This is a genomic window from Lutibacter sp. TH_r2, from assembly GCF_033101135.1.
Classification (GTDB): domain Bacteria; phylum Bacteroidota; class Bacteroidia; order Flavobacteriales; family Flavobacteriaceae; genus Lutibacter.
In genome coordinates, this window is sequence record NZ_JAWMPV010000001.1 from 1,703,229 (window position 1) to 1,728,227 (window position 24,999).

24 protein-coding genes are annotated in these 24,999 nt (G+C 28.7%); 10 read left to right on the plus strand and 14 right to left on the minus strand.

Going from position 1 to position 24,999, the window contains the following annotated elements; genetic code table 11:
* The first annotated feature begins 53 nt into the window (after positions 1-53).
* From R3X25_RS07270 to R3X25_RS07280, 3 genes are read left to right on the plus strand one after another with little or no spacing between them, the layout of a single operon-like run.
* On the plus strand, positions 54-1,973 hold the full coding sequence (locus R3X25_RS07270) for an ABC-F family ATP-binding cassette domain-containing protein (protein WP_317673326.1): 1,920 nt from the start codon (positions 54-56) through the stop codon (positions 1,971-1,973).
* Positions 1,964-2,896 carry a 1-aminocyclopropane-1-carboxylate deaminase/D-cysteine desulfhydrase gene (locus tag R3X25_RS07275; RefSeq protein WP_411556566.1) on the plus strand — a complete coding sequence of 311 codons (933 nt, stop codon included), beginning with the start codon at positions 1,964-1,966 and terminating at the stop codon, positions 2,894-2,896. Before R3X25_RS07270 ends, R3X25_RS07275 begins: the two co-directional genes overlap by 10 nt.
* Before the next feature lies 1 nt (position 2,897).
* On the plus strand, positions 2,898-3,701 hold the full coding sequence (locus R3X25_RS07280) for a glucosaminidase domain-containing protein (protein ID WP_317673328.1): 804 nt from the start codon (positions 2,898-2,900) through the stop codon (positions 3,699-3,701).
* A 67-nt stretch (positions 3,702-3,768) separates the two neighbouring features.
* Here R3X25_RS07280 and R3X25_RS07285 read toward each other — a convergent pair whose 3' ends face one another.
* Positions 3,769-4,236, minus strand: coding sequence for a hypothetical protein (locus tag R3X25_RS07285; protein ID WP_317673330.1), 468 nt, complete (start codon positions 4,234-4,236; stop codon positions 3,769-3,771).
* Positions 4,237-4,398: 162 nt separating this feature from the next.
* Here R3X25_RS07285 and R3X25_RS07290 point away from each other — a divergent pair, with 162 nt between their 5' ends.
* The 4 genes from R3X25_RS07290 to ppk2 all read left to right on the plus strand — a co-directional run bounded on the left by R3X25_RS07290 (position 4,399) and on the right by ppk2 (position 10,519).
* Positions 4,399-6,339, plus strand: coding sequence for a YgiQ family radical SAM protein (locus tag R3X25_RS07290; RefSeq protein ID WP_317673332.1), 1,941 nt, complete (start codon positions 4,399-4,401; stop codon positions 6,337-6,339).
* 54 nt (positions 6,340-6,393) lie between these two features.
* Complete coding sequence (locus R3X25_RS07295) at positions 6,394-7,995, plus strand: mechanosensitive ion channel family protein (RefSeq protein ID WP_317673334.1); 1,602 nt, start codon at positions 6,394-6,396, stop codon at positions 7,993-7,995.
* 4 nt (positions 7,996-7,999) lie between these two features.
* Positions 8,000-9,649, plus strand: coding sequence for a dipeptidyl-peptidase 3 family protein (locus tag R3X25_RS07300; protein ID WP_317673335.1), 1,650 nt, complete (start codon positions 8,000-8,002; stop codon positions 9,647-9,649).
* Between the two features lie 69 nt (positions 9,650-9,718).
* On the plus strand, positions 9,719-10,519 hold the full coding sequence (gene ppk2, locus R3X25_RS07305; RefSeq protein WP_317673337.1) for a polyphosphate kinase 2: 801 nt from the start codon (positions 9,719-9,721) through the stop codon (positions 10,517-10,519).
* 55 nt (positions 10,520-10,574) lie between these two features.
* Here the strand turns inward: ppk2 and R3X25_RS07310 are convergent, their stop codons facing one another.
* Both R3X25_RS07310 and R3X25_RS07315 read right to left on the minus strand, forming a co-directional pair.
* Positions 10,575-10,709, minus strand: coding sequence for a hypothetical protein (locus tag R3X25_RS07310; RefSeq protein WP_317673339.1), 135 nt, complete (start codon positions 10,707-10,709; stop codon positions 10,575-10,577).
* A 70-nt stretch (positions 10,710-10,779) separates the two neighbouring features.
* Positions 10,780-11,934: an arabinogalactan endo-1,4-beta-galactosidase gene (locus R3X25_RS07315; RefSeq protein WP_317673341.1), complete on the minus strand. Its 1,155-nt coding sequence runs from the start codon at positions 11,932-11,934 to the stop codon at positions 10,780-10,782.
* A 325-nt stretch (positions 11,935-12,259) separates the two neighbouring features.
* Between R3X25_RS07315 and R3X25_RS07320 the strand changes: the two genes are divergently transcribed.
* On the plus strand, positions 12,260-12,727 hold the full coding sequence (locus R3X25_RS07320) for an Hsp20/alpha crystallin family protein (protein WP_317673343.1): 468 nt from the start codon (positions 12,260-12,262) through the stop codon (positions 12,725-12,727).
* Positions 12,728-12,820: 93 nt separating this feature from the next.
* A complete protein-coding gene (locus R3X25_RS07325; protein ID WP_317673345.1) occupies positions 12,821-13,309 on the plus strand; it encodes a hypothetical protein in 489 nt (162 codons plus the stop codon).
* A 133-nt stretch (positions 13,310-13,442) separates the two neighbouring features.
* Here R3X25_RS07325 and R3X25_RS07330 read toward each other — a convergent pair whose 3' ends face one another.
* Together R3X25_RS07330 and R3X25_RS07335 are read right to left on the minus strand one after the other, a co-directional pair.
* On the minus strand, positions 13,443-14,054 hold the full coding sequence (locus R3X25_RS07330; protein WP_317673347.1) for a MarC family protein: 612 nt from the start codon (positions 14,052-14,054) through the stop codon (positions 13,443-13,445).
* Between the two features lie 48 nt (positions 14,055-14,102).
* Entirely contained in the window at positions 14,103-15,005 is a 903-nt protein-coding gene (locus R3X25_RS07335) for a LysR family transcriptional regulator (RefSeq protein ID WP_317673349.1), read from the minus strand.
* Between the two features lie 93 nt (positions 15,006-15,098).
* On the opposite strand from R3X25_RS07335, the gene R3X25_RS07340 reads away from it, so the two are divergent.
* On the plus strand, positions 15,099-15,695 hold the full coding sequence (locus R3X25_RS07340; protein WP_317673351.1) for an NAD(P)H-dependent oxidoreductase: 597 nt from the start codon (positions 15,099-15,101) through the stop codon (positions 15,693-15,695).
* Here the strand turns inward: R3X25_RS07340 and R3X25_RS07345 are convergent.
* The 9 genes from R3X25_RS07345 to R3X25_RS07385 form a co-directional block, all read right to left on the minus strand.
* The gene (locus R3X25_RS07345; RefSeq protein ID WP_317673353.1) at positions 15,678-16,211 is read right to left on the minus strand and encodes a hypothetical protein; all 534 of its coding nucleotides are present in this window, start codon (positions 16,209-16,211) and stop codon (positions 15,678-15,680) included. The two genes, R3X25_RS07340 and R3X25_RS07345, sit on opposite strands and share 18 nt — an antisense overlap.
* Before the next feature lie 4 nt (positions 16,212-16,215).
* Positions 16,216-17,127 (minus strand): helix-turn-helix transcriptional regulator, encoded by a 912-nt coding sequence (locus R3X25_RS07350; protein WP_317673355.1) that lies wholly within the window; start codon positions 17,125-17,127, stop codon positions 16,216-16,218.
* Positions 17,128-17,136: 9 nt separating this feature from the next.
* Complete coding sequence (locus R3X25_RS07355; RefSeq protein ID WP_317673357.1) at positions 17,137-18,087, minus strand: SDR family oxidoreductase; 951 nt, start codon at positions 18,085-18,087, stop codon at positions 17,137-17,139.
* A 149-nt stretch (positions 18,088-18,236) separates the two neighbouring features.
* Positions 18,237-18,953 (minus strand): hypothetical protein, encoded by a 717-nt coding sequence (locus tag R3X25_RS07360; protein WP_317673359.1) that lies wholly within the window; start codon positions 18,951-18,953, stop codon positions 18,237-18,239.
* A 376-nt stretch (positions 18,954-19,329) separates the two neighbouring features.
* On the minus strand, positions 19,330-20,454 hold the full coding sequence (locus R3X25_RS07365) for a hypothetical protein (RefSeq protein WP_317673361.1): 1,125 nt from the start codon (positions 20,452-20,454) through the stop codon (positions 19,330-19,332).
* Positions 20,455-20,633: 179 nt separating this feature from the next.
* Positions 20,634-21,044, minus strand: coding sequence for a hypothetical protein (locus R3X25_RS07370; RefSeq protein ID WP_317673363.1), 411 nt, complete (start codon positions 21,042-21,044; stop codon positions 20,634-20,636).
* 1 nt (position 21,045) lies between these two features.
* Positions 21,046-22,737, minus strand: coding sequence for a hypothetical protein (locus tag R3X25_RS07375; protein ID WP_317673365.1), 1,692 nt, complete (start codon positions 22,735-22,737; stop codon positions 21,046-21,048).
* An 896-nt stretch (positions 22,738-23,633) separates the two neighbouring features.
* Positions 23,634-24,605, minus strand: a complete 972-nt coding sequence (locus R3X25_RS07380) for a Fic family protein (RefSeq protein ID WP_317673417.1) — start codon at positions 24,603-24,605, stop codon at positions 23,634-23,636.
* A gap of 114 nt (positions 24,606-24,719) precedes the next feature.
* Positions 24,720-24,999, minus strand: a 280-nt coding sequence (locus R3X25_RS07385; RefSeq protein WP_317673367.1) for an integrase core domain-containing protein, incomplete at its 5' end; no start/stop codon positions are given.

Here is a 24,999-nt window from a genome sequence, read left to right on the forward strand (position 1 = left end):
TTTAGTTAGCTTTGCAAAGTTAATTTTTTTGAACATTTAATTTGTAACAATTTATGCTGAATGCACATAATATTACCGTTTCATTTGGAGGAACTGAACTTTTTTCAGGGATAACCTTTAAGTTAAACGGTGGAGATAGAGTAGGTTTGATAGGTAAAAATGGAGCAGGAAAATCCACATTGTTAAAAATTATTTCTGATGAACAAGAATACGATTCAGGAACATTAGCTTTTGAGAAAGACACTACTATTGGTTTTTTAAAACAAGATATTGATTTTACTTTTGGTAAAACAATTTTGGAGGAAGCGTATACTGCTTTTGTTGAAATTAAAAAAATAGAAAAACAACTTGAAAAAATTAACAATCAACTTGGTGAAAGAACAGATTATGAAAGTGAAGGCTATAATGATTTATTACACGATTTAGACGATTTAACACATAGGTATGAATTACTTGGAGGATACAATTATCAAGGTGATACCGAAAAAATATTACAAGGTTTAGGTTTTAAACGTGAAGATTTTGGAAAGTTAACAGAAACTTTTTCTGGAGGTTGGCGTATGCGTATTGAATTAGCCAAATTACTACTTCAAAAAAATGATATTTTATTATTAGATGAGCCAACAAACCATTTAGATATTGAATCTATTATTTGGTTAGAAAACTTTTTAAAAACCTATTCGGGAGCTGTGGTTTTGGTATCGCATGATAAAATGTTTTTAGATAATGTTACTAATAGAACTATTGAAATTTCATTAGGTAAAATTTATGACTATCCAAAACCATATTCTCAATTTTTAGAATTGCGTGGGGATATTAAAGAAAAGCAATTACAAGCTCAAAAAAATCAAGAAAAGGAGATTAAACAAACGGAACAATTAATTGAAAAATTTCGTTACAAAGCTTCAAAGGCTGCATTTGCACAATCGTTAATTAAGAAATTAGATAAAGTTGAGCGAATTGAAGTTGATGAAGATGATAATGCTGTTTTAAATGTTCGTTTTCCAGTTTCTGTTCAACCAGGTAAAATAATTATTGAAGCTGAAGGTTTAGCTAAAAATTATGGTGACAATCAAGTATTGCAAAATGTAGATTTGTTGATTGAGCGCAATAGTAAAATTGCTTTTGTGGGGCAAAATGGACAAGGAAAATCTACGTTGGCAAAAATGATTGTTGGAGAGATTGAGTATGATGGGCAAATGAAATTGGGGCATAATGTTCAATTGGGATATTTTGCGCAGAATCAAGCTGAATATTTAGATCAAGAGAAAACGGTTTTAGAAATAATGGAAGACGCTTCAACAGACTCAAACAGAACCAAAGTTCGTGATATGTTGGGTTCGTTTTTGTTTAGAGGTGAAGAAGTAGATAAAAAGGTAAAAGTACTTTCTGGAGGTGAACGAAACCGTTTGGCTTTGTGTAAAATGTTGTTGCATCCGTTTAATGTTTTAATAATGGATGAGCCAACAAACCATTTAGATATTGCTTCAAAAAATGTATTAAAACAAGCCTTACAACAATTTGAAGGAACCTTAATTTTGGTCTCTCACGATCGTGATTTTTTACAAGGTTTAGGTTCTTTGGTTTATGAATTTAGAGATCAAAAAATTAAAGAATATTTAGGTGATATAGATTACTTTTTGGAACAACATAAATTGGATGATTTACGTGAAGTTGAAAAAAGAACTGTTGAGAAATCAGAAGTTAAATCAACAGGGAAAGATGCTTATTTAGAGAATAAACAGAAAGAAAAGGAGTTGAAAAAGCTTCAAAATAGATTAAGTAAGGTAGAAAAATTAATAGCTTCTTTAGAAAAAGAAATTATGGATTTAGATGCTGAAATTTTTGAAAACGCTGAAGCTGTTACTTCGAATCCGGATTTTTTCGCAAATTATCAAGCTAAAAAAGATGAATTGGATGAGTTGATGGATGAATGGTCTAACTTAACTGAAGAGATTGAAAATTGTTCTTAAAAAATAAAAATAGCAGTATACAAGAAGTTTCTTTTTCTGAAATAGAAGGGAAAAAAGTTCAGCTTTTTATAAAAAGAGAAGATAAATTGCATCACTTTATTTCTGGAAATAAATACCGAAAATTAAAATACAATTTAGAAGAAGCAAAACGCTTAAAACATCATACACTTATAACTTTTGGTGGCGCATATTCTAATCATATAGCCGCAGCTGCAGCTGCAGGTTTTGAATTTGGTTTTAAAGTAATTGGCGTAATTCGTGGCGATGAATTAGCTAATAAATTAGATGAAGTTTTAGTACATAATCCTACGCTAAAATTTGCTTCAGAACATAATATGCAATTTGAATTTGTTTCGCGAAGTGACTATAGAGAAAAAACTTCTTCAGCATTTATTCAAAAATTAAAAAATAAATATGGTAACTTTTATTTAGTTCCGGAAGGTGGAACTAATGAGTTAGCGGTAAAAGGTTGTGAAGAAATTTTAACTGAAGAAGACTCAATTTATAATGTTGTTTGCTCTGCAATTGGAACAGGAGGAACTATTTCAGGATTGATAAATTCGTTAAAACCACATCAAAAAGTATTAGGTTTTCCTGCTTTAAAGGGAGATTTTCTTCAGAATGAAATAAAAAAATATGTACTAACTTCAAAAAATTGGAGTTTAAATACTGATTATAGTTTTGGTGGCTATGGAAAAATTTCAGAAGAATTAATACTATTTATAAATAAATTTAAACAAGAAACAGGAATTCCTTTAGATCCAGTTTATACAGGAAAAATGGTGTTTGGAATTGTTGATTTAATTAAAAAAGATTATTTTCCCGAAAGAACCAAATTATTAGCAATTCATACTGGAGGTTTACAAGGAATTGATGGAATGAATTCAATATTAAAAAAGAAAAAATTACCCATAATTGCATAGAATGAAAATAAAATACATACTATATAGTTTATTAATTGTAGGTTTATTAGGAAGTTGTAAATCTAAAAAGAAAGTTGTTGAAAAAACTTCTAAACATAAAAAAGAAGTAGTTGTAAAACAGCGCACTAGTTCATCAAAAACTATAGTTACAAAACCCAATAAAACTACACCCATTCAAAATAAAACAATAGCTTACATTAATAAGTTTAATGGTACTGCTATGGATAAAATGCGTGAATATAAAATACCTGCTAGTATAACATTGGCACAAGGTATTTTAGAATCGGGTAGTGGTTATAGTCAACTAACACAAAAATCCAATAATCATTTTGGAATTAAATGTCATAAAGGTTGGACTGGTGGAAAAGTGTATCATGATGATGATGCTAAAGGAGAGTGTTTTAGAAAATATACCGATCCTGCAGAATCTTTTGAAGATCATTCATTATTTTTAGTTGGAAGATCTCGATACGCAAAATTATTTAAATTAAAAGAGGGAGATTATGAAGCTTGGGCTAAAGGTTTAAGTGCTGCTGGTTATGCTACAGACAGAAGATATCCAGCTAAATTAATTGCCTTAATTGAGAAATACGATTTACATAAATACGATACGGAAGTTTTAGGAAAAAGATTTGTACCAAAGGAAGTAGTATCTAATAAAATGGATACTTATACGGTTGTTAAGGGTGATACTTTATATTCAATTTCTAGAAGATATGGTTTAACAGTAGCTGAATTAAAACATTTAAATAGTTTAAATTCTAACGAAATTTCTATTGGTCAAGTTTTACAAATAAAAAAATAAGCTCTGCATTACAGAGCTTATAAACCAAACTTAACTTAAATGTTAAACTAAACTACTTAACATTATTTTAATTTCTTCTATTATTTTTTTGAGATCCATTACCATCTTTACCTTTGGTATTGAATTTATTTCCTTTTTGTCTTCTCATTTCTTGAAATTCTTCCCATTTTTCAAACTGGTCACTGTTTAAAATTTTCTTCATTTCAGCTTTATGAGCAATTTGTCTGTCTAAACGTTCATTTTGAAATGCGAATCTTTCTTCTTCAGTAGGTCTTGTTCCAGTTGTTCTACGTTTTTGCATTTCGGCACGTGCAGCTTCTCTGTCTTCTGCTTGTTTTTTAAATATGGTGTAAATTTTATCATTTTGTGATTCATTTAAATCTAAAAGAAGATCTAATTTTTTAGTTTGAACTGTAGCAACTTGTTCTGCAGTTAAATTTGTTTGACTACCTTTTTTACCTGATTTTTGTTTTTGTGCATTTGCTGTTAAAGAAAATACCAATACTAATGTTAAAAGTGCAATTAATTTTTTCATCTTTCTATGTTTTTAATTTGTTATTAATTATTCTTGTTTGGTACTATGACTGATAAGTTTTATAAAGGTTTAATTTGTTAACACTCATTAACACTACTTAACTTTAAGTTGGTTTTAATATTCTGATTTAGAATTGTTTTAAATAGTGTATTTTTGCAAAATATGAGAATGAACAAACTTTCAGATTGGTTACCAACTACAAACAAAGAAGTTAAGTTAAGAGGCTGGGAAGAATTAGACGTTATATTGTTTAGCGGAGATGCCTATGTAGATCATCCTGCCTTTGGGCCAGCAGTAATTGGTAGAATTTTAGAAAGTTATGGCTTGCGCGTAGCCATTGTACCACAACCAAGTGTAAACGATAATTTACAGGATTTTACTAAAATGGGAACTCCAAAAATGTTTTTTGCAGTTACTGGTGGTTGTATGGATCCAATGGTAAGTAATTATACCGCAAGTAAAAAACGAAGAGATAAAGATGCATACACACCAAATGGTGATAAGGGTTTTAGACCAGACTATGCAACTTCAGTATATTCAAAAATATTAAAGGAGAAGTTTCCAGATGTTCCAGTTTTAATTGGTGGAATTGAAGCTTCTTTACGAAGAGTAACACATTACGATTATTGGAGTGATCAATTAAAACCTTCTATTTTAGAAGATTCTAAAGCAGATTTGTTAGTTTATGGAATGGGAGAGCAGCCTTTACGAGAAATTGTAAACTTATTGCAAAAAGGTGTTCCTTTTTCTAGTTTAACAACTGTAAAGCAAACAGCTTTGTTATTACCTAGAGATGAAAACATACCTAAAAATAAAAATTGGGAAGATGTTAGAATTAATTCTCACGAAGTTTGTTTGTTGAATAAGAAAAAGTTTGCAGCAAATTTTAAAACTATTGAGCAAGAATCAAACAAACTGCATGCTAGAAGAATTTTTCAAAATGTTGGTAATTCAACATTGGTTATCAATCCGCCATATGAAACTATGACGGAAGAAGAAATTGATGCTTCTTTTGATTTGCCGTTTACGCGTTTACCACACCCAAAATATAACAAGCGTGGACCAATACCTGCGTTTGAAATGATTAAGTTTTCTATTAACATTCATAGAGGTTGTTTTGGAGGTTGTAGTTTTTGTACAATTTCTGCACATCAAGGTAAATTTATTGCAAGCAGAAGTCAAGAATCTATTTTAAAAGAAGTAGATAAGGTTGCTGAAATGCCAGATTTTAAAGGTTATTTATCTGATATTGGTGGACCTTCAGCAAATATGTATAAAATGAAAGGTAAAGTGCAGGAGATTTGCGATAAGTGTGTTGCGCCTTCTTGTATTTCACCAGTTATTTGTCATAATTTAGATACTTCACACAAACCATTAACAGATTTATACAAGGCTGTAGATAAGCATCCAAAAGTAAAAAAATCGTTTATAGGAAGTGGAATTAGACACGATATGTTGGTGCCTGAATTCAATAAAAAAGCAGATCCAAAAGAGTTAGATGCGTATACTGAAGAAGTAATGACTAACCACGTTTCTGGTCGTTTAAAGGTTGCACCAGAACATACATCAGATCCTGTGTTGAAGTTAATGCGTAAACCCTCTTTTACGTATTTTCATAAGTTTAAAGAGCGTTTTGATAAAATTAATATTCGTAAAAAATTAAACTTACAATTAATACCATATTTCATATCAAGTCATCCAGCATCAGAATTGCAAGATATGGCAAATTTAGCTGCAGAAACTAAAGATATGGGCTTTCAGTTAGAACAAGTTCAAGGGTTTACACCAACACCAATGACGGTTGCTACGGTGATTTATTACTCTGGTTATCATCCGTACACTTTAAAGCCAACAAAAACTCCTAAAACAAAAAAGGAGCGAGACGATCAACATAAATTTTTCTTTTGGTATAAGAAAGAAAATCAAGATTGGATTCGAAATATTTTAAATAATGTTGGTAGAAAAGATTTATTAGAGAAGTTAATTCCACAAGGAAATTCTTGGAGAAAAAATAAACCAGGAAAAGCAAAAGATACTTTTGATGATACAATTACTAAAGCTCCTAGAAGAAAAAATAAATATAAGAAAAGGAGAAAAAGGTAATAATTTCTATATATTAATATCTTAAATTTGAAATTGTATTTAACCATATTTAGAATGAAGAAAATAACATTATTTTTTTTGTTGCTATCATCAATGCTATTATATTCTCAAAAAGAAGTAAAAGTTGATTTAAGCAACCCAAATTCAGCAATTTATACGCATTTATATTTTTTACAGTCAGATTCTTATGAACCTGTAAAAGCAGCAACTACCATTTACGGTTTTCAGGGTGAAGAAGCTGAAGAAATTGCTATAAAGTTGAAGAAAATATTAGATGGTAAAGGGCTAAAAGTAGATTTTAGTAAAGTACCAACTAATACAATGTATTCAGATACTACGGGTTATAAAATTGGAAATAGATATGTATTGTTTCCATACCAAATGCCTGAAATTTATGTAGAAAGAGTAGGAGGTAATTGGTATTATTCTTCTGAAACTACAAGCCAAGTAAATAATTTATACAAAAGTATTTACCCTTGGCATACTGAAAAACTACTTCAAATTATTCCTGAAATAGGGCATTCAAAAATTTTAAATATTGAATTATGGCAATATTTAGGTTTGTTAATATTAGTTATATTATGTTTTATTCTATTTTTTCTTTTAAAGAAAATTGTACTTTATATTTTACGTAAAATTCAATTATGGATAGTTCATAAATCAAATGCCAAAATAGATGTAGCATTAAAAAAATTAACTAGACCAATTGTGCTATTAATAGTCATTTGGTTTCTGAAAACTTTACTTCCATCTTTAATGCTAGATTTAGATGTAAATACAGTCATATTTTTAGTATTAAACATAATGGTAACTGTTTTCTGGATATATGTATTTCTTAAATTAGTAAAGGTTATAATGAGTGTTTATGAAGAATTTGCAGAATCTACACACAATAAATTAGACGATCAATTAGTACCAATATTAAATAATTTTTTAACGGGAATTGTAATTTTTGTTGGTTTTTTAAAAATGCTAACCTTGTTTGGTATTAAACCAGTTACGGTAATTGCAGGTGCATCTATTGGAGGTATTGCAGTAGCGTTAGCATCTCAAGACACTGTAAAAAACTTGATTGGAACTATAATGATTTTTATAGACAAACCCTTTCATATTGGCGATTGGATTGAGGCTGGTGAAGTTGTTGGTACGGTAGAAACAGTTGGTTTCCGATCTACAACAGTGCGTGCGGCTGATACTTCAGTGTATCAAATACCAAACAGTACATTGTCTGAAATGGTTGTAAATAACAAAGGTTTGCGCGCATACAGGCGTTACACTACTAATCTAGGTTTACGTTATGATACACCGCCAGAATTAATTGATGCTTTTGTTGATGGAGTTCGAAAAATTATTAAACTACATTCAGCAACTAGAGATGATGCTTTTAACGTAGAATTTTCTGGCTTTGGAGATTCATCTTTATTAATTTTGGTAAATGTTTATTTTACAGCATTAGATTGGAATAAAGAGCAAGCTTCAAAACATAGTTTGCATATTGCAATTTTAAAATTAGCTAAAGAAATTGGTGTTGATTTTGCTTTCCCTTCTACAACTGTTATGATTGAGCAATTTCCAGAGAAAAAAGGGTTAGAATTACCTTATAATATAGACGAAAAAAGAATACAAGAAATTATAAATAACATAAGTAAAAAATAGAATAATGAAAAAAGTTATAGCAATAATGGTTTTAGCTGTACTGTTTTCTTGTAAACAAGGAGATAACGCACGTAAACCAAAAAAACAAGTAACTGTTGAAGAAAACACTAGTGAAATGAGTAAAAATTTAGACAAATATGTACCATTTAAATTAACTTCAGATGTTAGTTTATTGTCTGAAAACGAACGTAAAATGTTACCGCTTTTAATAGAGGCAGCAAGTAAAATGAATGAATTGTTTTGGTATGAAGCTTATGGAGATAAAAACGAGTTACTTTCAAAAATAGAAGATGAAGAAACTAAAAAGTTTGTTGAAATTAATTACGGTCCTTGGGATAGATTAAACGGGAATACATCTTTTGTTGAAGGAATTGGAACCAAACCTCTAGGAGCAAATTATTATCCTGCTGATATTACAAAGGCTGAATTTGAAGCTTTTACAGATGAAAGCAAATCTAGTTTATACACTTTTGTAAGAAGAAATGAAGATGGAAGTTTAAAGGTTATACCTTATAAAGTTCAGTTTGAAGCACAAGTAAAAGAAGTTTCAGATTTATTATTAGAAGCTTCTAAACTTGCCGAAGATGCAGGTTTAAAAAAATATTTAGAATTACGTTCACAAGCATTTTTAACTGATGATTACCAACCAAGTGATTTTGCTTGGATGGAAATGAAAACAAATAGATTAGATATTGTTGTAGGACCAATTGAAACGTATGAAGATCAATTGTTTGGTAACAAAGCATCACATGAAGGTTATGTTTTAATTAAGGATATGGAATGGAGTAAAAAATTAGAAAAATTTGCTCAATTTTTACCTGAATTACAAGTAGGTTTACCGGTAGATGATGCTTATAAACAAGAAAAACCAGGAACAGATTCTGAATTAAACGCTTATGATGTTGTTTATTATGCTGGTGATTGTAATGCAGGAAGTAAAACCATTGCTATTAATTTGCCAAATGATGAGGAAGTTCAACTAAAAAATGGATCAAGACGTTTGCAATTAAAAAATGCAATGCGTGCTAAATTCGATAAAATTTTAATTCCTATTTCAAATGTTTTAATTGAAGAAAGTCAACGTAAACACATAAAATTTGATGCGTTTTTTGCAAACACAATGTTTCACGAAGTTGCGCACGGTTTAGGTATAAAAAATACAATTAATGGCAAGGGAACTGTTCGTTCTTCATTAAAAGAATTAGCTTCAGCATTAGAAGAAGGTAAAGCAGATATTTTAGGGTTGTATATGGTACAGCAATTGCACAAAAAAGGTGAAATTGATGGTGATATGAAAGATTATATGACCACTTTTATGGCTGGTATTTTTCGTTCTGTACGTTTTGGAGCATCAAGTGCACACGGTAAAGCAAATATGATTCGTTTTAATTTCTTTAAAGAAAAAGGAGCATTTTCTAAAAATGAAGATGGTACTTATAAAGTAGATTATGATAAAATGGAAGTGGCAATGAAAGATCTTTCAAACCTAATTTTGACCTTGCAAGGAAATGGAGATTATGATGGTGTTTTAAAATTGGTTGAAGAAAAAGGTATTATTCCTGCAGATTTACAAGCTGATTTAGATAAATTAAGTGAGCAAAATATACCTGTTGATGTAATTTTTGAGCAAGGTGTTGAGGCACTTGGATTATAAAAAATGATATATTAAAGTAAAAAGCCTCCAATTTGGAGGCTTTTTTTATGTTTTTTGTTAAATTAGCGTATGGCAGAATCAAATATGAAAACAGAGAAAAAGAAAAAGTTGAATTACGATGCAGAACTTGCTATTCTTCATAAAGAGTTAGTGCATCTTCAAGAATGGGTGAAATCTCAAGGATTAAAAGTTGTTATTATTTTTGAAGGAAGAGATGCTTCAGGAAAAGGAGGAACAATTAAAAGATTTACAGAGCCATTAAATCCTAGAGTTTGTAAAGTAGTTGCATTAGGTGTTCCTACTGAAAAAGAAAAAACACAATGGTATTTTCAACGTTATGTATCGCATTTGCCTGCAGCTGGAGAAATTGTGTTATTTGATAGAAGTTGGTACAATAGAGCTGGTGTAGAAAAGGTAATGGGATTTTGTACAGATAAGCAGTATAACGAGTTTTTACGTTCTTGTCCAGAATTTGAAAGAATGTTGGTGCGTTCTGGTATAGTTGTATTAAAATATTGGTTCTCTGTTAGTGATGAAGAACAGGAAAGAAGATTTAAAAATAGAATTGCAAATCCAGTAAAACGATGGAAATTTAGTCCAATGGATTTAGAATCTAGATCTAGATGGATGGAATATTCAAAAGCAAAAGATGCTATGTTTGCTCATACCGATACAAAACAAGTGCCTTGGTATGTAGTTGATGCTGATAATAAGAAGAAAGCAAGATTAAATTGTATTAGCCATATTTTAAGTAAAATTCCTTACGAAAAAATGAATTTGGAACCAATTGAACTGCCTTCGTTACCAGAACATATTGGTTATGTAAGACCTCCAATGGATTATCAAACATTTGTGCCTGAAAAGTACTAGTTTAATAATATAAAAAAAGCCTCCAAAACGGAGGCTTTTTTATTTATAATTAATTTTATGAAATTATTTTTTCAACAAACTCCTCAATATTTTTAACACTAGGCTTCCATTCATTTATAGCGTATTGTTTTAAATAAACTCTATATTTTTCTTCGTACTTATTTTTAGTGTAAACATCAATCGGAGACATCCTATTCATAATTAAAACGTATTTATAAATTAGACACGTTTTTTAGTAAAATGTCACTTGAGAATTTAATTTATTCGTTCAAATTATTATAAAATTGCATTCCTAAATTTGCCTTATTATTATGGTCAAATAGTGTTGCATTATCCCAATGCGAACCTTTTCCCCAAAGTGTACTGCAATTTGTTGAAATCCAAGCAGGTTCCCAGTAAATAATACCTTCACCTCCAGAAATTTTTACAATTTCTGCTAATTTATTTAAGTAATTTAATTGGCCTTGTTGTGTAGCAGGATAACCATCAATTAAAGCATTATTATCTAAAATATTAGTTGCTTCATCATTGTTTTCGAGTGTAAATGGATATGCCGTTTCAACAATCATTAATTTTTTATTATAAGTGTTGATAAGAGTTTCTAGAGCAGCTCCAACAGTATTTAAATTATATTCAGACCAAATTGGATAGTAGGAGAGCGCAATCCAATCAAAATCAGTTACATTATTTGCTGTAGCTTGTTTAAACCACCATAAAGCATTTTCAGGTTGTGCAATATGAAGCATTATTTCAATGTCTTTATTTTTTTTAGATGAAAAATCTCTAACAGCTTTTATTCCTTTATTAATTAAATATGAATTTCTGTCCCAGTCAATTGGCCAAACAAGTTCACCTTTTTGAAGAATCATTCCATTAATTTCGTTTCCAACCTGTACCATTTCAGGAAGTAAATCCAAATTATTTAAACTAGTTAATGTGGAATATGTATAATTATATACTAGTTCACCTAAATTTTCTTTATTGTCAATTTCACTTTCCCAAGCTATTGGAATTTCTTGTTTTTCAGGATCAGCCCAAGTATCAGAATAATGAAAATCGAGTAATACTTTCATTCCTTCATTTTTAGCTTTTTCAATAGTAAGTTTTACATCATCTAAATTAGAGTAGTTAGTCCAAGTTGGATTATGCCAAAGCCGTACGCGAACCAAATTAGTTCCTGCTTCCTTAAAAATTGTATATGGATCTTTTTTTTCACCATTAGTGTTGTAATATATAGCTCCACAATCTATCATTTCATTAACATACGATAAATCTGCACCATAATAAAAACTTAAAATTTCGGAAGGGTTTTCAGTTGGGTTTTCTATTGGTTCATCTACTTCAGTAACTACAGGTGTATTTTTTTTACATGAAGTAAAAGCAATAATTAAGAATATATATAGATATAATTTCATGTAATAAAGTTAGTAAAAAACAAACAAAAACATATCAACATTGGTTTTGAAGAATTATAATTTATTTAATGCATAAGCATATGTAATGCACAAAAAATAGTATTAGCTGTATTGGTTCTTTTTATTTATGGTTGGGTTATAAGTTTGATGTTGTAGTAGTAATATGTCAGTTTTTTAGGTTTAATATGTCAATTATACATTTATATGTCAAAATTTCATAGAATATCATAAATTTTTCATTTTGGTATTTTATTTGTTTTAAAAGAAAAAGAAGTCATTTAAGATTTCAAATTTGAAATAATGTTTAATTAAAAATTTTGTAATTATGAGCAATTTAGTTAGTGTTCCTAAAAACGGAAGTTTAGCAAACACAAATTCAAATGTAAGCTTCCCAACTTTATCAAATTGGTTAGATGATATTTTTAACAGAGACTTACCATCAGTATTTACTTCAAATTTTAATACAGGTATTACATTACCAAAAGTAAATATAAAAGAAACAGGTGATGCTTTTATAGTAGAAATGGCAGTTCCAGGTTTAAAGAAATCAGATTTTCATATCGATTTAGATAATCAAGTATTATCAATTTCTACAGAAACTAAAGAGCAAAAAGAAGAAAATTATACTCGTAGAGAATTTGGTTACTCTTCATTCAAAAGAACTTTTAATTTACCGGAAAGTGTAAATGATGAAAAGATTAATGCAAGCTATGTAGAAGGTATTTTAAGTATTCATTTACCTAAAAAAGAAGAGGCTAAACAAAAGCCTGCTAGAAGTATTAAAATTTCATAGTTGTTTTACTAAATCAGTGTAAAATGCTAAACAGGATGCTGATATTTTCAGCATCCTATTAATACTAGAGTTTAACTTAAAAAATTTAAAGTGATGAAAAAGTATATTTTATTATTTATGGTTGGATTATTAAGTGTTAGTTGTAGTGGTCAAAATAAGGAGGCTAGAAAAATAGCACCTAAAGAAAGTGAAGAGACTATAGCCGAACAACCTAGAGGAACTTGGAAAGTTGATAAAGAATTTGATGAAAATGGAAATTTAATAAGATATGATAGTATTTATTCGTGGTCATCAAATAATAAATTTGATAATTTTTCCAATCTAGATAAAGATAGTTTAATGCAATCTTTTAAGTCAAGATTTTTTACAGGTTTTTCACAGTTTGAAAATCAAGGTTTTGAAGATATTTTTTCTCAAGATTCACTTTTTAGTAACCATTATTTTAATGATGATTTTTTTGGAAGTAATTTTGGAAAAGATTTTATGGATATTGATAAGGTAAGACAGAAAATGCTAGCAAGACAGAAGAAATTTTTAGAAAAATATCAGTCTGAATTTATTAAACCTAAAAACGAAAACTAGTTAGTTTTCGTTTTTTATTTATTGTAAATTAGGATGTTTGTTTTTTAGCAAATTTTTTTCAGGAAAGCACAGTTTTAGAAGCATTGTATTTTACTGAATTAAGCATTTTTAAACCTATTATTACCATACGTTTTTACACGTTTCCAAAGTAACTACTAATTCCGCTTAATATACTTTGAACAGCATAAGAAGCTAAAATTAGTCCCATAATTTTACTTATAACTGTGATTCCATAATTTCCTATTCTCTTTTGTAAATGATTTGCTGCTAAAAGAATTAAACAAGTAATTCCTATAACAAGCAAAACAATTCCAGTAGTAATGGATTGTTGTTGAATTGTGTACAGATGATTATCTGTCATTAAAACTACTGCCATAATTGCTCCTGGAGATGCTATAGAAGGAATAGCAATAGGAAATATTGTAACGTGTTTGTAGTCAGTAATTCGGTTTTTTTCCAATTCAGGTTTACCATCTCCAAATATCATAGTTAAAGCGAATAAAAATAGAATTACTCCACCTGAAATTTGAAAAGCATCAAGTGATACTGACATTCCTTCTAAAATTAGTTGTCCAATTACAATAAAAAATAAAAGTATTAGAAAAGCCATTATTGAGGCTCGAATAGCTATTTTCTTTTTATGTACCAAGTCAAACTCTTTAGTTGCCTCTAGGTATACAGGTATTGAACCAATTGGATCAATTACTGCAAAAACGAAAAATATAGTAGTTAAAATTTCAACCATTTTATTTGTTTTGATTATGTTGTAAAATATAAACCTTTTTGGACTAATTTATTTCATTTTTGATGTAAATATAGTCTTAATTGTATCTAATTCTTTTTTATACTTTAAATCTGTTCTCGATGCAAAATATAAGATATTTTCCGTTTTCACTTCACCTTCCCAAATTAAATTTATTTCGTTTCTTAAAATTTGTTCTTGACATAAAAAATCTGGAACCAATGCAAGCCCGTTTCCATTATTTAAGCATCTAATAATTGAGGTAATATTTGGTAAAATATAGTTGGGCTTAAAAGCAGGTTTTTTATTAAAATTCTCAAACCAAAAACGTCTAAAATGCTCCATTTCGTTTGATGAACTATACCAAACATTTTGAAGTAATTCATCTTCTAATTTACTTAAATTTTTTGATTTAATATGTTTTTGTATTTCACTTGTGTTGGTTTTATTTCCAGCTATTAATACGATTCTTTCTTTTGAAAAAGGAACATATTCAACCAATGATTTTTTTTCATGCTGTTTTTTAGGTGTAATTACTAAATCTAAAATGCCATTGTTTAGGTCTTTTATTAAATCTGTATGTGCTCCAAATCGAGCTACAAGGTCAAAGTCTAGTTTAGGGATTTCGGGTTCAATAATAAGTTGAAACATTTCTGAACACATTCCAATGTTAAGTGATGGATTTTTTTCTTGTGTTGTTCTTTTAAAATGCTGTTCTGCAATTTCAAGTTTTTTTAAAGATTCAATAATATATTCATATAAAAACTTTCCATCTTCAGTTGGAATCATTTTTCTAGAAGTACGTTCAAATAGTTTTTTACCAACATAAGCTTCTAAAGCGTTTAAATGCACACTAACTCCAGGTTGCGATGCATATAACGCTACAGAAGCTTTTGTTAACGTCCCGTTTTCATATATTTCTTTAAACGTTCTGTACCATTCTAAATTGACCATAATTATTAAAATATTTATACAAAGGTATGATTTATATTATTTTTATAATGGAAAGTGTTGGCTTAATTTTGCCCCAAATACAATAAGAAACAAATGAAAAATATATTTATAATTAATGGAAGTCATCCATTTGCACATTCTGGCGGAAAGTTTAACGAAACACTTTTTAATACCACTATTTCATATTTTGAATCACACGAAGGATTTGAAGTAAAAGCTACTAAAGTAGGTGAAAAATACGATGTAAAGGAAGAGGTTGAAAAATTTAAATGGGCTGATACAGTGATTTATCATACGCCTATTTGGTGGTTTCAAATACCTTTTGGATTTAAAAAATATATAGATGAAGTTTTTACAGAAGGTCATCAAAATGGAATTTACGCAAGTGATGGAAGAAGTAGAAAAAATCCAAACATCAATTACGGAACTGGTGGTTTAATGCACGGAAAAAAATATATACTAACTACAAGTTGGAATGCGCCTAAAACGGCTTTTACTTTTGAAAATGAATTTTTTAATCAAAAAAGTGTGGATGAAGGTGCTATGTTTGGGTTTCACAGAATGAATGCTTTTACAGGAATGGAATTATTAGCAACACATCATTTTCACGATATGGAAAAAAATGCAGATGTTCCTTTTGAGTTGAATAATTACAGTGCTTTTTTAAATGATTTAATGATTAATTTGTAATTTTTTCATTTCATTTTTTATATACACTAATTTCAATTCTTTATGGTAGGCTTCAATTCTAGAGTGTGCAGTTCCGTCAATTAATAAGATAACTATTAGCATAGCTATTGTTGTTATACTAATTGCACGCCAAGTAGGTGTATTTATAAGAATAATTAACAAGGCTGCTATTATAATTATAATTGGAATAGCTTTAAAAACAATGGTATTGTATTCTTTAAGAGTTGCTTCAGATCGAGTGATTTCTGATTCGACAAATGTGGTAACATTCTTATTATAAGCTTTTTCAAATTGAGTAATTCTTGACTTATTGGTAAAAAATAATCCTAAACCTATGGTTAAAAGTAAAAGACCTGCTACCAAAGTTGGAATTATGTATGCTCGTGCTATATCTGTTTTACCTAACTGCCAAAAACCTAAACTCACCGCTATAAATACAAGCCCAAAGAGTATAAAAAATGGAGTTGAGAATAGTTCAGCTTTTGCCCAATTTGTTGCTGTTTTTAAAATATCCATAGTTTTAATTTAGTTTATATTTTTCTCTGTATTCAGTTGGACTAATTCCTTCTTTCTTTTTAAATAATTTTGAGAAATATTGAGGATATTCAAATCCCAATTCATAAGCCACTTCTGAAATACTTTTATTAGGTTTCAATAAAATATTTTTTGCTTCATCAATTAAATGTAAGTGTAAATGTTCGGTAGTGGTTTTTCCTGTTTCTTTTTTTAGTGTATCACTTAAATACCGTTGAGAAACAGACATTTTATTTGCTATTTGTTCTATACTTGGAATACCTTTTTCTTGTAGTTGTCCTAGTTCAAAATATTCAGACAATTGTAGATTAAATTGCTCTAACAAGTTATTTGATAGTTCTTTTCTATTCAAAAACTGTCTTTGGTAGAAACGATTAGCGTATTTTAATAATGTGTTTAAATGAGAAATAATAATGTCTTTACTAAAAACATCTTGGTTATTTTGATACTCAATTTCGATATTTTCTACAATTGATTCTATTTGTTTTTCTTCTTTTGGAGAAAGATGTAATGCTTCATTTACAGAATAGGAAAAGAAACTATATTTTTTTATTTGTAGCGCTAATTCCGTTCCTTTTAAAAAATCTTCATGGAAATTTATTGAAAAGCCTTTTTGCTCAAAAACAACACTACTATCCCATTGTAATACCTGTCTTGGTGCAATAAAAATTAAAGCGCCATTTGTAAAATCATATGTTGTTCGTCCGTAGTTTAAATCTCCCTTTACAAACTTTTTTAAACTAATGGAATAGCAATCATTTGTAATTGGTGGTGAACTTTCTCGTGGACAAGGTAAATAACCTTCGCCTTTTGAGTTGAAAATGCTTACCATAGGATGCTCTGGTCGAGGAAGTCCTACATAATCTAAATACGATGATAGTGTTTTAAAATGTTGCATACTACAAATTTAAATATTCCATTTTATACCTGTCTCTTTTTCCGAAAGTTCCCATAGCCTTTTAGCTACCACTTTATCTTTGGCGTGTGGCTCTAATTTATGTTCTCCAACAGGTCCAACCCAATTATTTTTTCCTTTAGGACCGTAAAAACCACTTTGATCTAAATTAGGTTCTGTTGCACACATTAATTGTGGATACGCACCTTTTTTAGCCGATTGTGTTAATGGTGATAATTTCATTAGGTTAAAGATGAATTTCATCATTGTACTTCCACTTGTATTTATTAAGTTGGTTCTTGAAGAGCCTGGATGGCAAGCATATGCCTTAACATCAGTTTTTCCAGCTTCTTTCAATCTATCTTGTAATTCATACATAGACATTATCTGTGCCAGTTTACTTTGACTATAGGCATTATTAGGCGTGTAATTATTATCCCAATTTAAATCATCAAATTTGATGGTTTTAATACCCATATTATAACCCATACTTCCAACAGTTACAATTCGTCCTTTTGATTTTTCAATAAGAGGAAACAGTAAAGCTTGTAAAGTCCAATTTCCATAGTAATTGGTTCCCATTTGGCTTTCCCAACCGTCTACTGTTAGCGTTTGTTTTGGTACTTGGGCAATTGCTGCATTGCATATTAAAGCATTAATTTGAGGTGTTGTTTTTAGAACTTCTTTGGCTGCTTTTTTTACAGAGTCTTGTATTGATAAATCTAATACAATATTTGTAACGTCTATATGGTTACCAAGTTCTTGTTTTAAAGTTTTAATGGTGTCTTCTGCTTTCTTTGGGTTTCTATTTAGTATTACCACTTTTGCTCCTTTAGAAAGCAATATTTTTGTTGCTTCAAATCCTGTTCCGCTTGTAGTTCCTGTAATTACATATGTTTTACCATTTAGGTTTTCTATTCTGTCTGGTGTCCAACCTTTTTTACCAAATTGATTTGTATTCATTTTTATTTTTTTGGATTAAAATAATAAGACAAAAGTCGGTTAATAGTAGACTAACTTTTTATACAAATTTTCGAATGTTGTATACTTTTTGGTATGTTTTGTTGCGTTTTTAAGCGTTAAATTTTGTATGTTATTACAACAAGTTTTATTTATTTGATAATAATTTTTTTCTTAATGCAATTTTTCGGTAGAATTATATTTTTATCAGTTTTTCTGAATGTTACAAATTTTTCAGAAGCCCTCAATTTCCCTTTAAAATTAATATGATAACTTTCTTTAATAAACCCATTTGGTAAATTTTTGTTTTTCGACCAATTTTCAAATATATTGGAGAATGTTAGTAATGGTAGATGGAAATCGGATGTTTTATCAATTATATAATAATCAAAACCTTCCTCTTCTTTTTTTCGTTTCTTTTCTTTTTTTAAGCCGTATCTATAAAAGAAAAAAGAATTTTTGTTGATTATTGTATCTTTCAATTTATATATTTCATATTTTTTACTATTAAAAAAATTTATTGTTTGTTTTACATTTTCACAGTTTATGTTTATAAATTCAGCTCGATTTAAATCAGATTTTAAGAAGTCAACTTTTGCTATAATATTAGAAGAGTGGTCAATCAAAATAAGTTTATAATTTAAACTGTCTTTTTCTGTAATTGCAGCAAAATATTGATTGTTTTTTGAATTAGTTAAATAATATCTTTTGAAGTTTTTATTAAACTGCTTATGATATTGATCTTCAAGTTTAATTGAATCCTCGTTCATAATTATATCATATTCTAAAACATAGTCAAAATGATATTTTTTTTGAGAATAACCATGAATACTCAATAACAGAATTAATACTGTAAAAAATATTTTCATAGCTGTTTTATGTAAGTTTTTTTTGGTGTGTTTTGTTGAGAATTTAAGCATTAAATTTAGTAAATAATTACTGATATAGAAAATCTTCACGGATTTTTGTAAGTGTGCTAGAACCAAACAATAAAATATACTAGTTGTTTTTGGTAGTTTTAGTTTTTAATATATAAAACGCTGTTTTAAAATTACTCATATCTATTTCAAAATTGTTTTGACTTGAGTTGTTTATAGCAAAATCAACTTTTTATCCAAGTACATTATACATGTTTATTTCTTTTTTTAATAAGATGATATTTCCTTTTAAATATAATTTATCTTTCAGAGGGTTTGGTGAATAAAAATTTTATTTAAGTCTATGTACGTTAGTAAATTTAAGGTGTTATAATATACTCATAGGATAAAAAGTATTGCATTTAGGCATAGTTAAATTAGTAGTATCTGGTTGTCCGTAATTGGTAAAAGTATAAATAACATTTGCGTCAGCATACCTAGGTCCTTTATTTTTGTAATTTGTAGTATTATTTACAAATATGTTATTTGGACCTGGAGGTTGATGTCCATAAGCAATTCCTCCTGTTCCAAAGATATCCCAACCATGCCAAGTAGGAAGCTTTATCTCATTGTTTTCTAAAAGATTATTACCATTATCTCCATTATGAAAATTTACATCTCCTTCTATATAATTTCCAATAATAACATTGTATTCAGCTCCTTGTTGAATAGCAAAATGTCTTATTCTTTTAATTGTTTCGTTTGTAATTAAGTTATAGTCGCCACGAATATCGTAATATCCATTACCAGAACCTCCTTTGTTATAACATCTATCAATGTAATTATTCCGAAGTGTGTTGTGATTACCTGCTAATAAAATAGGGTCAGTACCAGATTTTAGTATTCTGCAACCATCTACCCAGCAATTGTTACTTGAATTATTAATAGAAACTTGTCTAACATAAAGGTTGTTTAGGCCATGAGGCTCATTTTGAAAACAGTCACCACACCAACTCCCATCAAGCCAATTTAACCTATCAATGGGTTCATAGCCAATAACATTATAAAGTATAGTAAGGTTTTCAATACCTGAATTAGAAACATTATCAAATTCTATGGTGTTTTTTTTGCCTTGTGTCCATGTAGATTTAATTGTTGATTCAAGAATAACTAATTCAGCATTTTCACCTCTAAGTACAATGTTGCTTTTCATGTATATGGTTGAAGGTATGGAGTAAGTTCCAGCAGTAAGTATTATAACGCCAGCTCCATTTGAATTATCTATTGTGGTTTGAATATTAACTGTGTTATTTATTGTAGCTATTACCGGTAAGTTGTTCGGAACACCTCCTTGTACGCCAGCTGTTACAAATTCACTAATGATAGGATATTGTGAAAAATCCAAGCAGTTCGAATCTACTACCATACCAGCATCTCCATATTGGCATTGCGATGAAACCGAATGTGAGATGCACAAATTAAAAAAAAGTATAAGAGTAAGTAACTTATTCATATTTTTGAAATTATAGTGTTTATCTATTTTTTAATTACCGACAACGGTTTGGAGTTTAACTTTGTAGTGTTGATCTAGTTCAAAGTTAATTAAATTTTTTTTACATTTATTTAATTTGAGATTTCTAGTGAAGTGAATAAAAAAGCAATGAAATGAACACGTGGTTGTGGTTTGTATTTTTAATCTATTTCCTCGATAAAATAAACTTTTCTTAAATATAGAAATTTATCAGATTTTCTTTTTTCGATAAGGTAATATTCATTTGTTGTAGCAGTTCTTGAAAAAAATCTACTTCTCTCAATATTGGATAATTTATTTAGCCAATTAATATCTTTATAATCATAATTATTCAAAGATTCTATCCTAATCTCTTTCATAACACTATCTTTAGGAATAAAAATTACTGGATAGTCGTTATCCATCTGTATATAAAACTTATAATAATTATTTTTTTCATAAACTGTCATTTTTGGATGTGCACTATCAAAATAGAAATAATATTTTTCTCCTCCCTTTTCTTTATCGGTTTTAATTTGACTAGCACAAGAATTTAAGGTGAGTAGTATTAATAATAAAATTATTTTTTTCATATTAATCGCAATTTTGAGTTTCATTAGAGTTGGTAGCTACATTTGTGTTTTGCAAGGAATATAATGTTGCATTATCTGGGTTTGATAGATAAGTTTGACCAGCTGTTGTTTGTGTTAAACCATTCCAAGCCATATTTTCATAAATCTGTTGCCAAGTCCAATCAGGGTAATTGTTGTTTATATAATTTATATAGCCTTGGTCGTTTAATAAAAGGTGTACTTCCTCAAGAGCACTTGAAATTATTGAGATATAATGATCTGCCATATATTCGTGTTGCCATCCTTCTAATTTTCTATACTCTTCATATAAATCTTCGAAAGTTTTATCTGAAAGTTCAGTATTAATATCTACTTGATATGCATTATAAAACAATTGAGCGTGTATTGCTTCATGTATAATAATCTTCGCTATACTTAGCATAGGTGTTTTGTATACGACTGGACTATTTTGCCACTGAAATTCAGTAATATAATCTGTGTCAACTGAAATTGTTGCAGTTTGTGTAGTTTTATTAAAAGAGGTACAGCCGAAAGATGGGTTATTATTACAAGTAAGATTAGGTTCTAATTTTATTATTAAGTTAGCCGTACTTTTGGTATTAAAAAAATCTTTTAGAATTTGTTTAAGACCTCCTGCCTCTTTTAGTTTTTCATAAGCACATAAAGCTTTAATATTATTCTTAAATGAAGGGTCTAAAATAATTTTTTCAGCCCAATCTACTTGACTTCCACAATTATCAAGTACTAATTTAGCAAAATTTTGAGCGTCAATAAAGTTTTCATCAAGAGTGGTATTATTTTCATCAAAATTTGCTTTTAAAAAAGTTTTAATTTCACTATGCAAATCTAAATTTGATTGAGAATTTAAACAATCGTTTTGACCATCTGTCAAGTTCTCAAAAAAATCATCAAGCATTTTAGCTTCTGGGCTTTTAAATACAGGAGTTGAATATACATAGTTATTATTAGTTGTATCAGTTGGTGCTCCCCCTGAACTTGTGTCAGTTGGGTCATTTTCATAATTGTTTTCTCCTATGGGAATACCTGCACCTTCATTAAACCACACACATTCACTACTTACCAAAAAAGTAACAATAATATTATTTTCATCAGAGCCAAAATCTCTTGGAGATATAAATTCTATTGTATCCCATGTTTCTGTACAAATATATTTTTCAGAAGTGTTTGTTGTTGGTGAAAAAGCAATATCAATAGGGGTGTATTCTGTTCTTCTATTGTTTAAATCTACTATGGTTAAATTTTCAAATTCAGTTGCAGAAAAGTCATATTTTAAAATATAAGTATCATATTCTCCTACATTATTTAGTCTTAAAAATAAATTTTCAAGTTTATCATCTTGGGGGTTTTCTCTTTGAATTAGAAAATTATAGGTTTTATAATTTTCTAATTCTACAGTTTTTGCCGTTTCCAAATCAATAGAAAAATCATATTCAGCTATATATTTAGTTGATTTGTTGTAAAGTGATTTTTTTTGCAGTTTCTGAATATCTTGAATTTTCTCGATTACTTTATTATCAGACAATAATTCTTGATAGTTTAATTGCTTGATAATAATACCTGATTTTTGCTCAAGTACTTTTAACGGTTGGTCATCATCAGCACAATTTGTCGTTAAAATCAGTAATCCTAAAAATAGAATTGATTTCCATAAATGGTTTTTAATCTTTCTCATAGTATTTAAATTTAATTATTAATATTCAAGTTTTTAAATTTTAGACAAGTTATAATTTTTCTTGTTTTTTTCAATCGTAATATAAACCACAACGGTTTTGTGTATGATTTCGTTGCGTGTTTAAGCACTAAAGTAGCAAATAAATCACAGATAGAAAGTCCGCGAGGACTTTCGTAAGTAGGCTATAACTAGCAATGAATTATACACGGTGTTGTAATTTAGCGGCTTTTCATTCCAGTGCTAAAAAATCTTTTCGTTTCAACTTTAAAATTCGGTATAATTGTCAAAATCTTGAATTTGTCAGTTTGTTTTAATTATTCTTTAAAACTTGTTTGGTTAAATATTCTAATCATTGTTTATTTATCATTCACGTTTCATTGCTTAAATCCGATGTAATTCTAAATTCGTTTTTATCGATTATTTTTCAATTTGTCATTACCATTAATCATTATATTCAGATAGTTTGAATTTCCTAGAATATTCTAAACAATTGAATAAAAAATATTATTGAACTAAATAATGTTATAACTATTATTAGTCCTAACATATTATAATACGAATAAAGACTTGTTTTATCATCTCTATAGGCTTTTGGTAAAGAATATTTGATACAATAAATAGCTATACAAAGAGATAAAATCCCCGTTATAATTGGGAATTGTTCAAACAATCCCAATATTATTTTAAATATTTCTTTAAAGAAATCTCTCATATATATTATTTTCTTGCAGTAATATTAATCTCCATTATTAAAGATTTCAGACCTGAAATCCGCCGTTAATTACAACGGTTTAGAATAACCAAAGTTGTGTTTTGGTTTTGCAATTTTTCGTTTAATAAAATTAATAAATTTAGAATTAAGAAACATTCTATTTTACTAAATGAAACAATTTTGGTTATGCATTGTTGTACCCAGTTATTAATTTGTATTTCGTTTTATTCATTTTTCCGATTTTTTCAAATAAGTTTAATTCAACTCCTTTTTTTAAATCTCTACTAGCTGTTGCGGATGAAATATCTTTAAAAACATCCATATAATCTTTTCTCGTAAATTCTAGTTTATTCAGTGAACTAAAATATTCTAGTCTATCTTTTTCATTTAAAGTTCGATTATTAAAGTTCAATAATTCACTTATGGATATGTCAATTACTTTGAGCATATATTCAATGAATTTAGTTGATTTTCCTGATTTATCAGATTCAGATAATGCTTTATAATATTTTTCTTGATCTTTACTTATCAATGTTTCAAATGGTAAGTATTCAAAAACTGGATATTTTTCCATAAGAATCAGTGTTTGCCATAATCTTCCCATTCTACCATTACCATCTAAAAATGGATGAATAAACTCCATTTCATAATGAAATACACAACTTTTGATTAATTCAAGTTCATTTGGGTTTTTCAAATACTCAAAAAGGTCTTTCATTAAGTATTTTACATTTTCATACGGAGGAGCTAAATGTTCAACTTTGGTTCCTTTTACAATTCCAACTCCTTGAACTCTATATTTTCCAGCATCTTCTATTAAGTTACTCATTAAATCCTTGTGTGCTATTAAAAAGGATTTTTCACTTAATGGATTGTATTTTTCTAAATTTTCATAAATATCAATAGCGTTTAAAACCTCTTTTATATCCTTTTTCGGTCCGATTACTCGTTTGTTTTCTAAAAGAGCGGTTATTTGTTCAACACTCAATGTATTTCCCTCAATTTTTAAAGAAGAATGAATTGTTTTAATTCTATTCTGTTTTCTCAATAGAGTAGAAGGTTTGTTTAAATAATTTGCATTGACTTCTCCTATTTTTTCTGAAATTGAAGTTATTAATCTTAATATTTCTGGAGTTATCTCGTAAGGTGGATTCATATTGATACTATCATTTGATATTATCAAAAATACTATCATTTAACTTATAAATCTAATATTTATCGTTTTTTTTAATGTCTAGTCCTAAAATACGGCTACAGGTTAAATTGAATTTTACGCTGTTAATTTGTATACCATATTTGGTGTTTTAAAGTCTAAAGATAAGTGTAATCTTATTTGGTTGTATAAATTAATTGCATTTTTTGCAGCTCTTTTTGCGTGCGCAGTATTCATAAAGGTTTGATCTAAATAAAATTCATCTTTTAATATTCCGTTTACTCTCTCTGCAAGTGCATTTTCGTAACAGTGATTTTCTTCAGTCATAGAAATTTCAATTTTTTTTCTCTTGAGTATTTGAGTGTATACATTACTGCAATATTGTATTCCTCTATCA

What these genes read in the sequence shown, in the direction of transcription:
- R3X25_RS07270 (WP_317673326.1), top strand. Translation starts at nt 54, where the DNA reads ATGCTGAATGCACATAATATTACCGTTTCATTTGGAGGAACTGAACTT.
- R3X25_RS07285 (WP_317673330.1), bottom strand. Translation starts at nt 4,236, where the DNA reads ATGAAAAAATTAATTGCACTTTTAACATTAGTATTGGTATTTTCTTTA.
- R3X25_RS07300 (WP_317673335.1), top strand. Translation starts at nt 8,000, where the DNA reads ATGAAAAAAGTTATAGCAATAATGGTTTTAGCTGTACTGTTTTCTTGT.
- R3X25_RS07360 (WP_317673359.1), bottom strand. Translation starts at nt 18,953, where the DNA reads ATGAAAATATTTTTTACAGTATTAATTCTGTTATTGAGTATTCATGGT.
- R3X25_RS07295 (WP_317673334.1), top strand. Translation starts at nt 6,394, where the DNA reads ATGAAGAAAATAACATTATTTTTTTTGTTGCTATCATCAATGCTATTA.
- R3X25_RS07355 (WP_317673357.1), bottom strand. Translation starts at nt 18,087, where the DNA reads ATGAATACAAATCAATTTGGTAAAAAAGGTTGGACACCAGACAGAATA.
- R3X25_RS07370 (WP_317673363.1), bottom strand. Translation starts at nt 21,044, where the DNA reads ATGAAAAAAATAATTTTATTATTAATACTACTCACCTTAAATTCTTGT.
- R3X25_RS07310 (WP_317673339.1), bottom strand. Translation starts at nt 10,709, where the DNA reads ATGTCTCCGATTGATGTTTACACTAAAAATAAGTACGAAGAAAAATAT.
- ppk2 (WP_317673337.1), top strand. Translation starts at nt 9,719, where the DNA reads ATGGCAGAATCAAATATGAAAACAGAGAAAAAGAAAAAGTTGAATTAC.
- R3X25_RS07320 (WP_317673343.1), top strand. Translation starts at nt 12,260, where the DNA reads ATGAGCAATTTAGTTAGTGTTCCTAAAAACGGAAGTTTAGCAAACACA.
- R3X25_RS07375 (WP_317673365.1), bottom strand. Translation starts at nt 22,737, where the DNA reads ATGAGAAAGATTAAAAACCATTTATGGAAATCAATTCTATTTTTAGGA.
- R3X25_RS07335 (WP_317673349.1), bottom strand. Translation starts at nt 15,005, where the DNA reads ATGGTCAATTTAGAATGGTACAGAACGTTTAAAGAAATATATGAAAAC.
- R3X25_RS07380 (WP_317673417.1), bottom strand. Translation starts at nt 24,605, where the DNA reads ATGAATCCACCTTACGAGATAACTCCAGAAATATTAAGATTAATAACT.
- R3X25_RS07280 (WP_317673328.1), top strand. Translation starts at nt 2,898, where the DNA reads ATGAAAATAAAATACATACTATATAGTTTATTAATTGTAGGTTTATTA.
- R3X25_RS07365 (WP_317673361.1), bottom strand. Translation starts at nt 20,454, where the DNA reads ATGAATAAGTTACTTACTCTTATACTTTTTTTTAATTTGTGCATCTCA.
- R3X25_RS07330 (WP_317673347.1), bottom strand. Translation starts at nt 14,054, where the DNA reads ATGGTTGAAATTTTAACTACTATATTTTTCGTTTTTGCAGTAATTGAT.
- R3X25_RS07350 (WP_317673355.1), bottom strand. Translation starts at nt 17,127, where the DNA reads ATGCAACATTTTAAAACACTATCATCGTATTTAGATTATGTAGGACTT.
- R3X25_RS07315 (WP_317673341.1), bottom strand. Translation starts at nt 11,934, where the DNA reads ATGAAATTATATCTATATATATTCTTAATTATTGCTTTTACTTCATGT.
- R3X25_RS07325 (WP_317673345.1), top strand. Translation starts at nt 12,821, where the DNA reads ATGAAAAAGTATATTTTATTATTTATGGTTGGATTATTAAGTGTTAGT.
- R3X25_RS07345 (WP_317673353.1), bottom strand. Translation starts at nt 16,211, where the DNA reads ATGGATATTTTAAAAACAGCAACAAATTGGGCAAAAGCTGAACTATTC.
- R3X25_RS07340 (WP_317673351.1), top strand. Translation starts at nt 15,099, where the DNA reads ATGAAAAATATATTTATAATTAATGGAAGTCATCCATTTGCACATTCT.
- R3X25_RS07290 (WP_317673332.1), top strand. Translation starts at nt 4,399, where the DNA reads ATGAGAATGAACAAACTTTCAGATTGGTTACCAACTACAAACAAAGAA.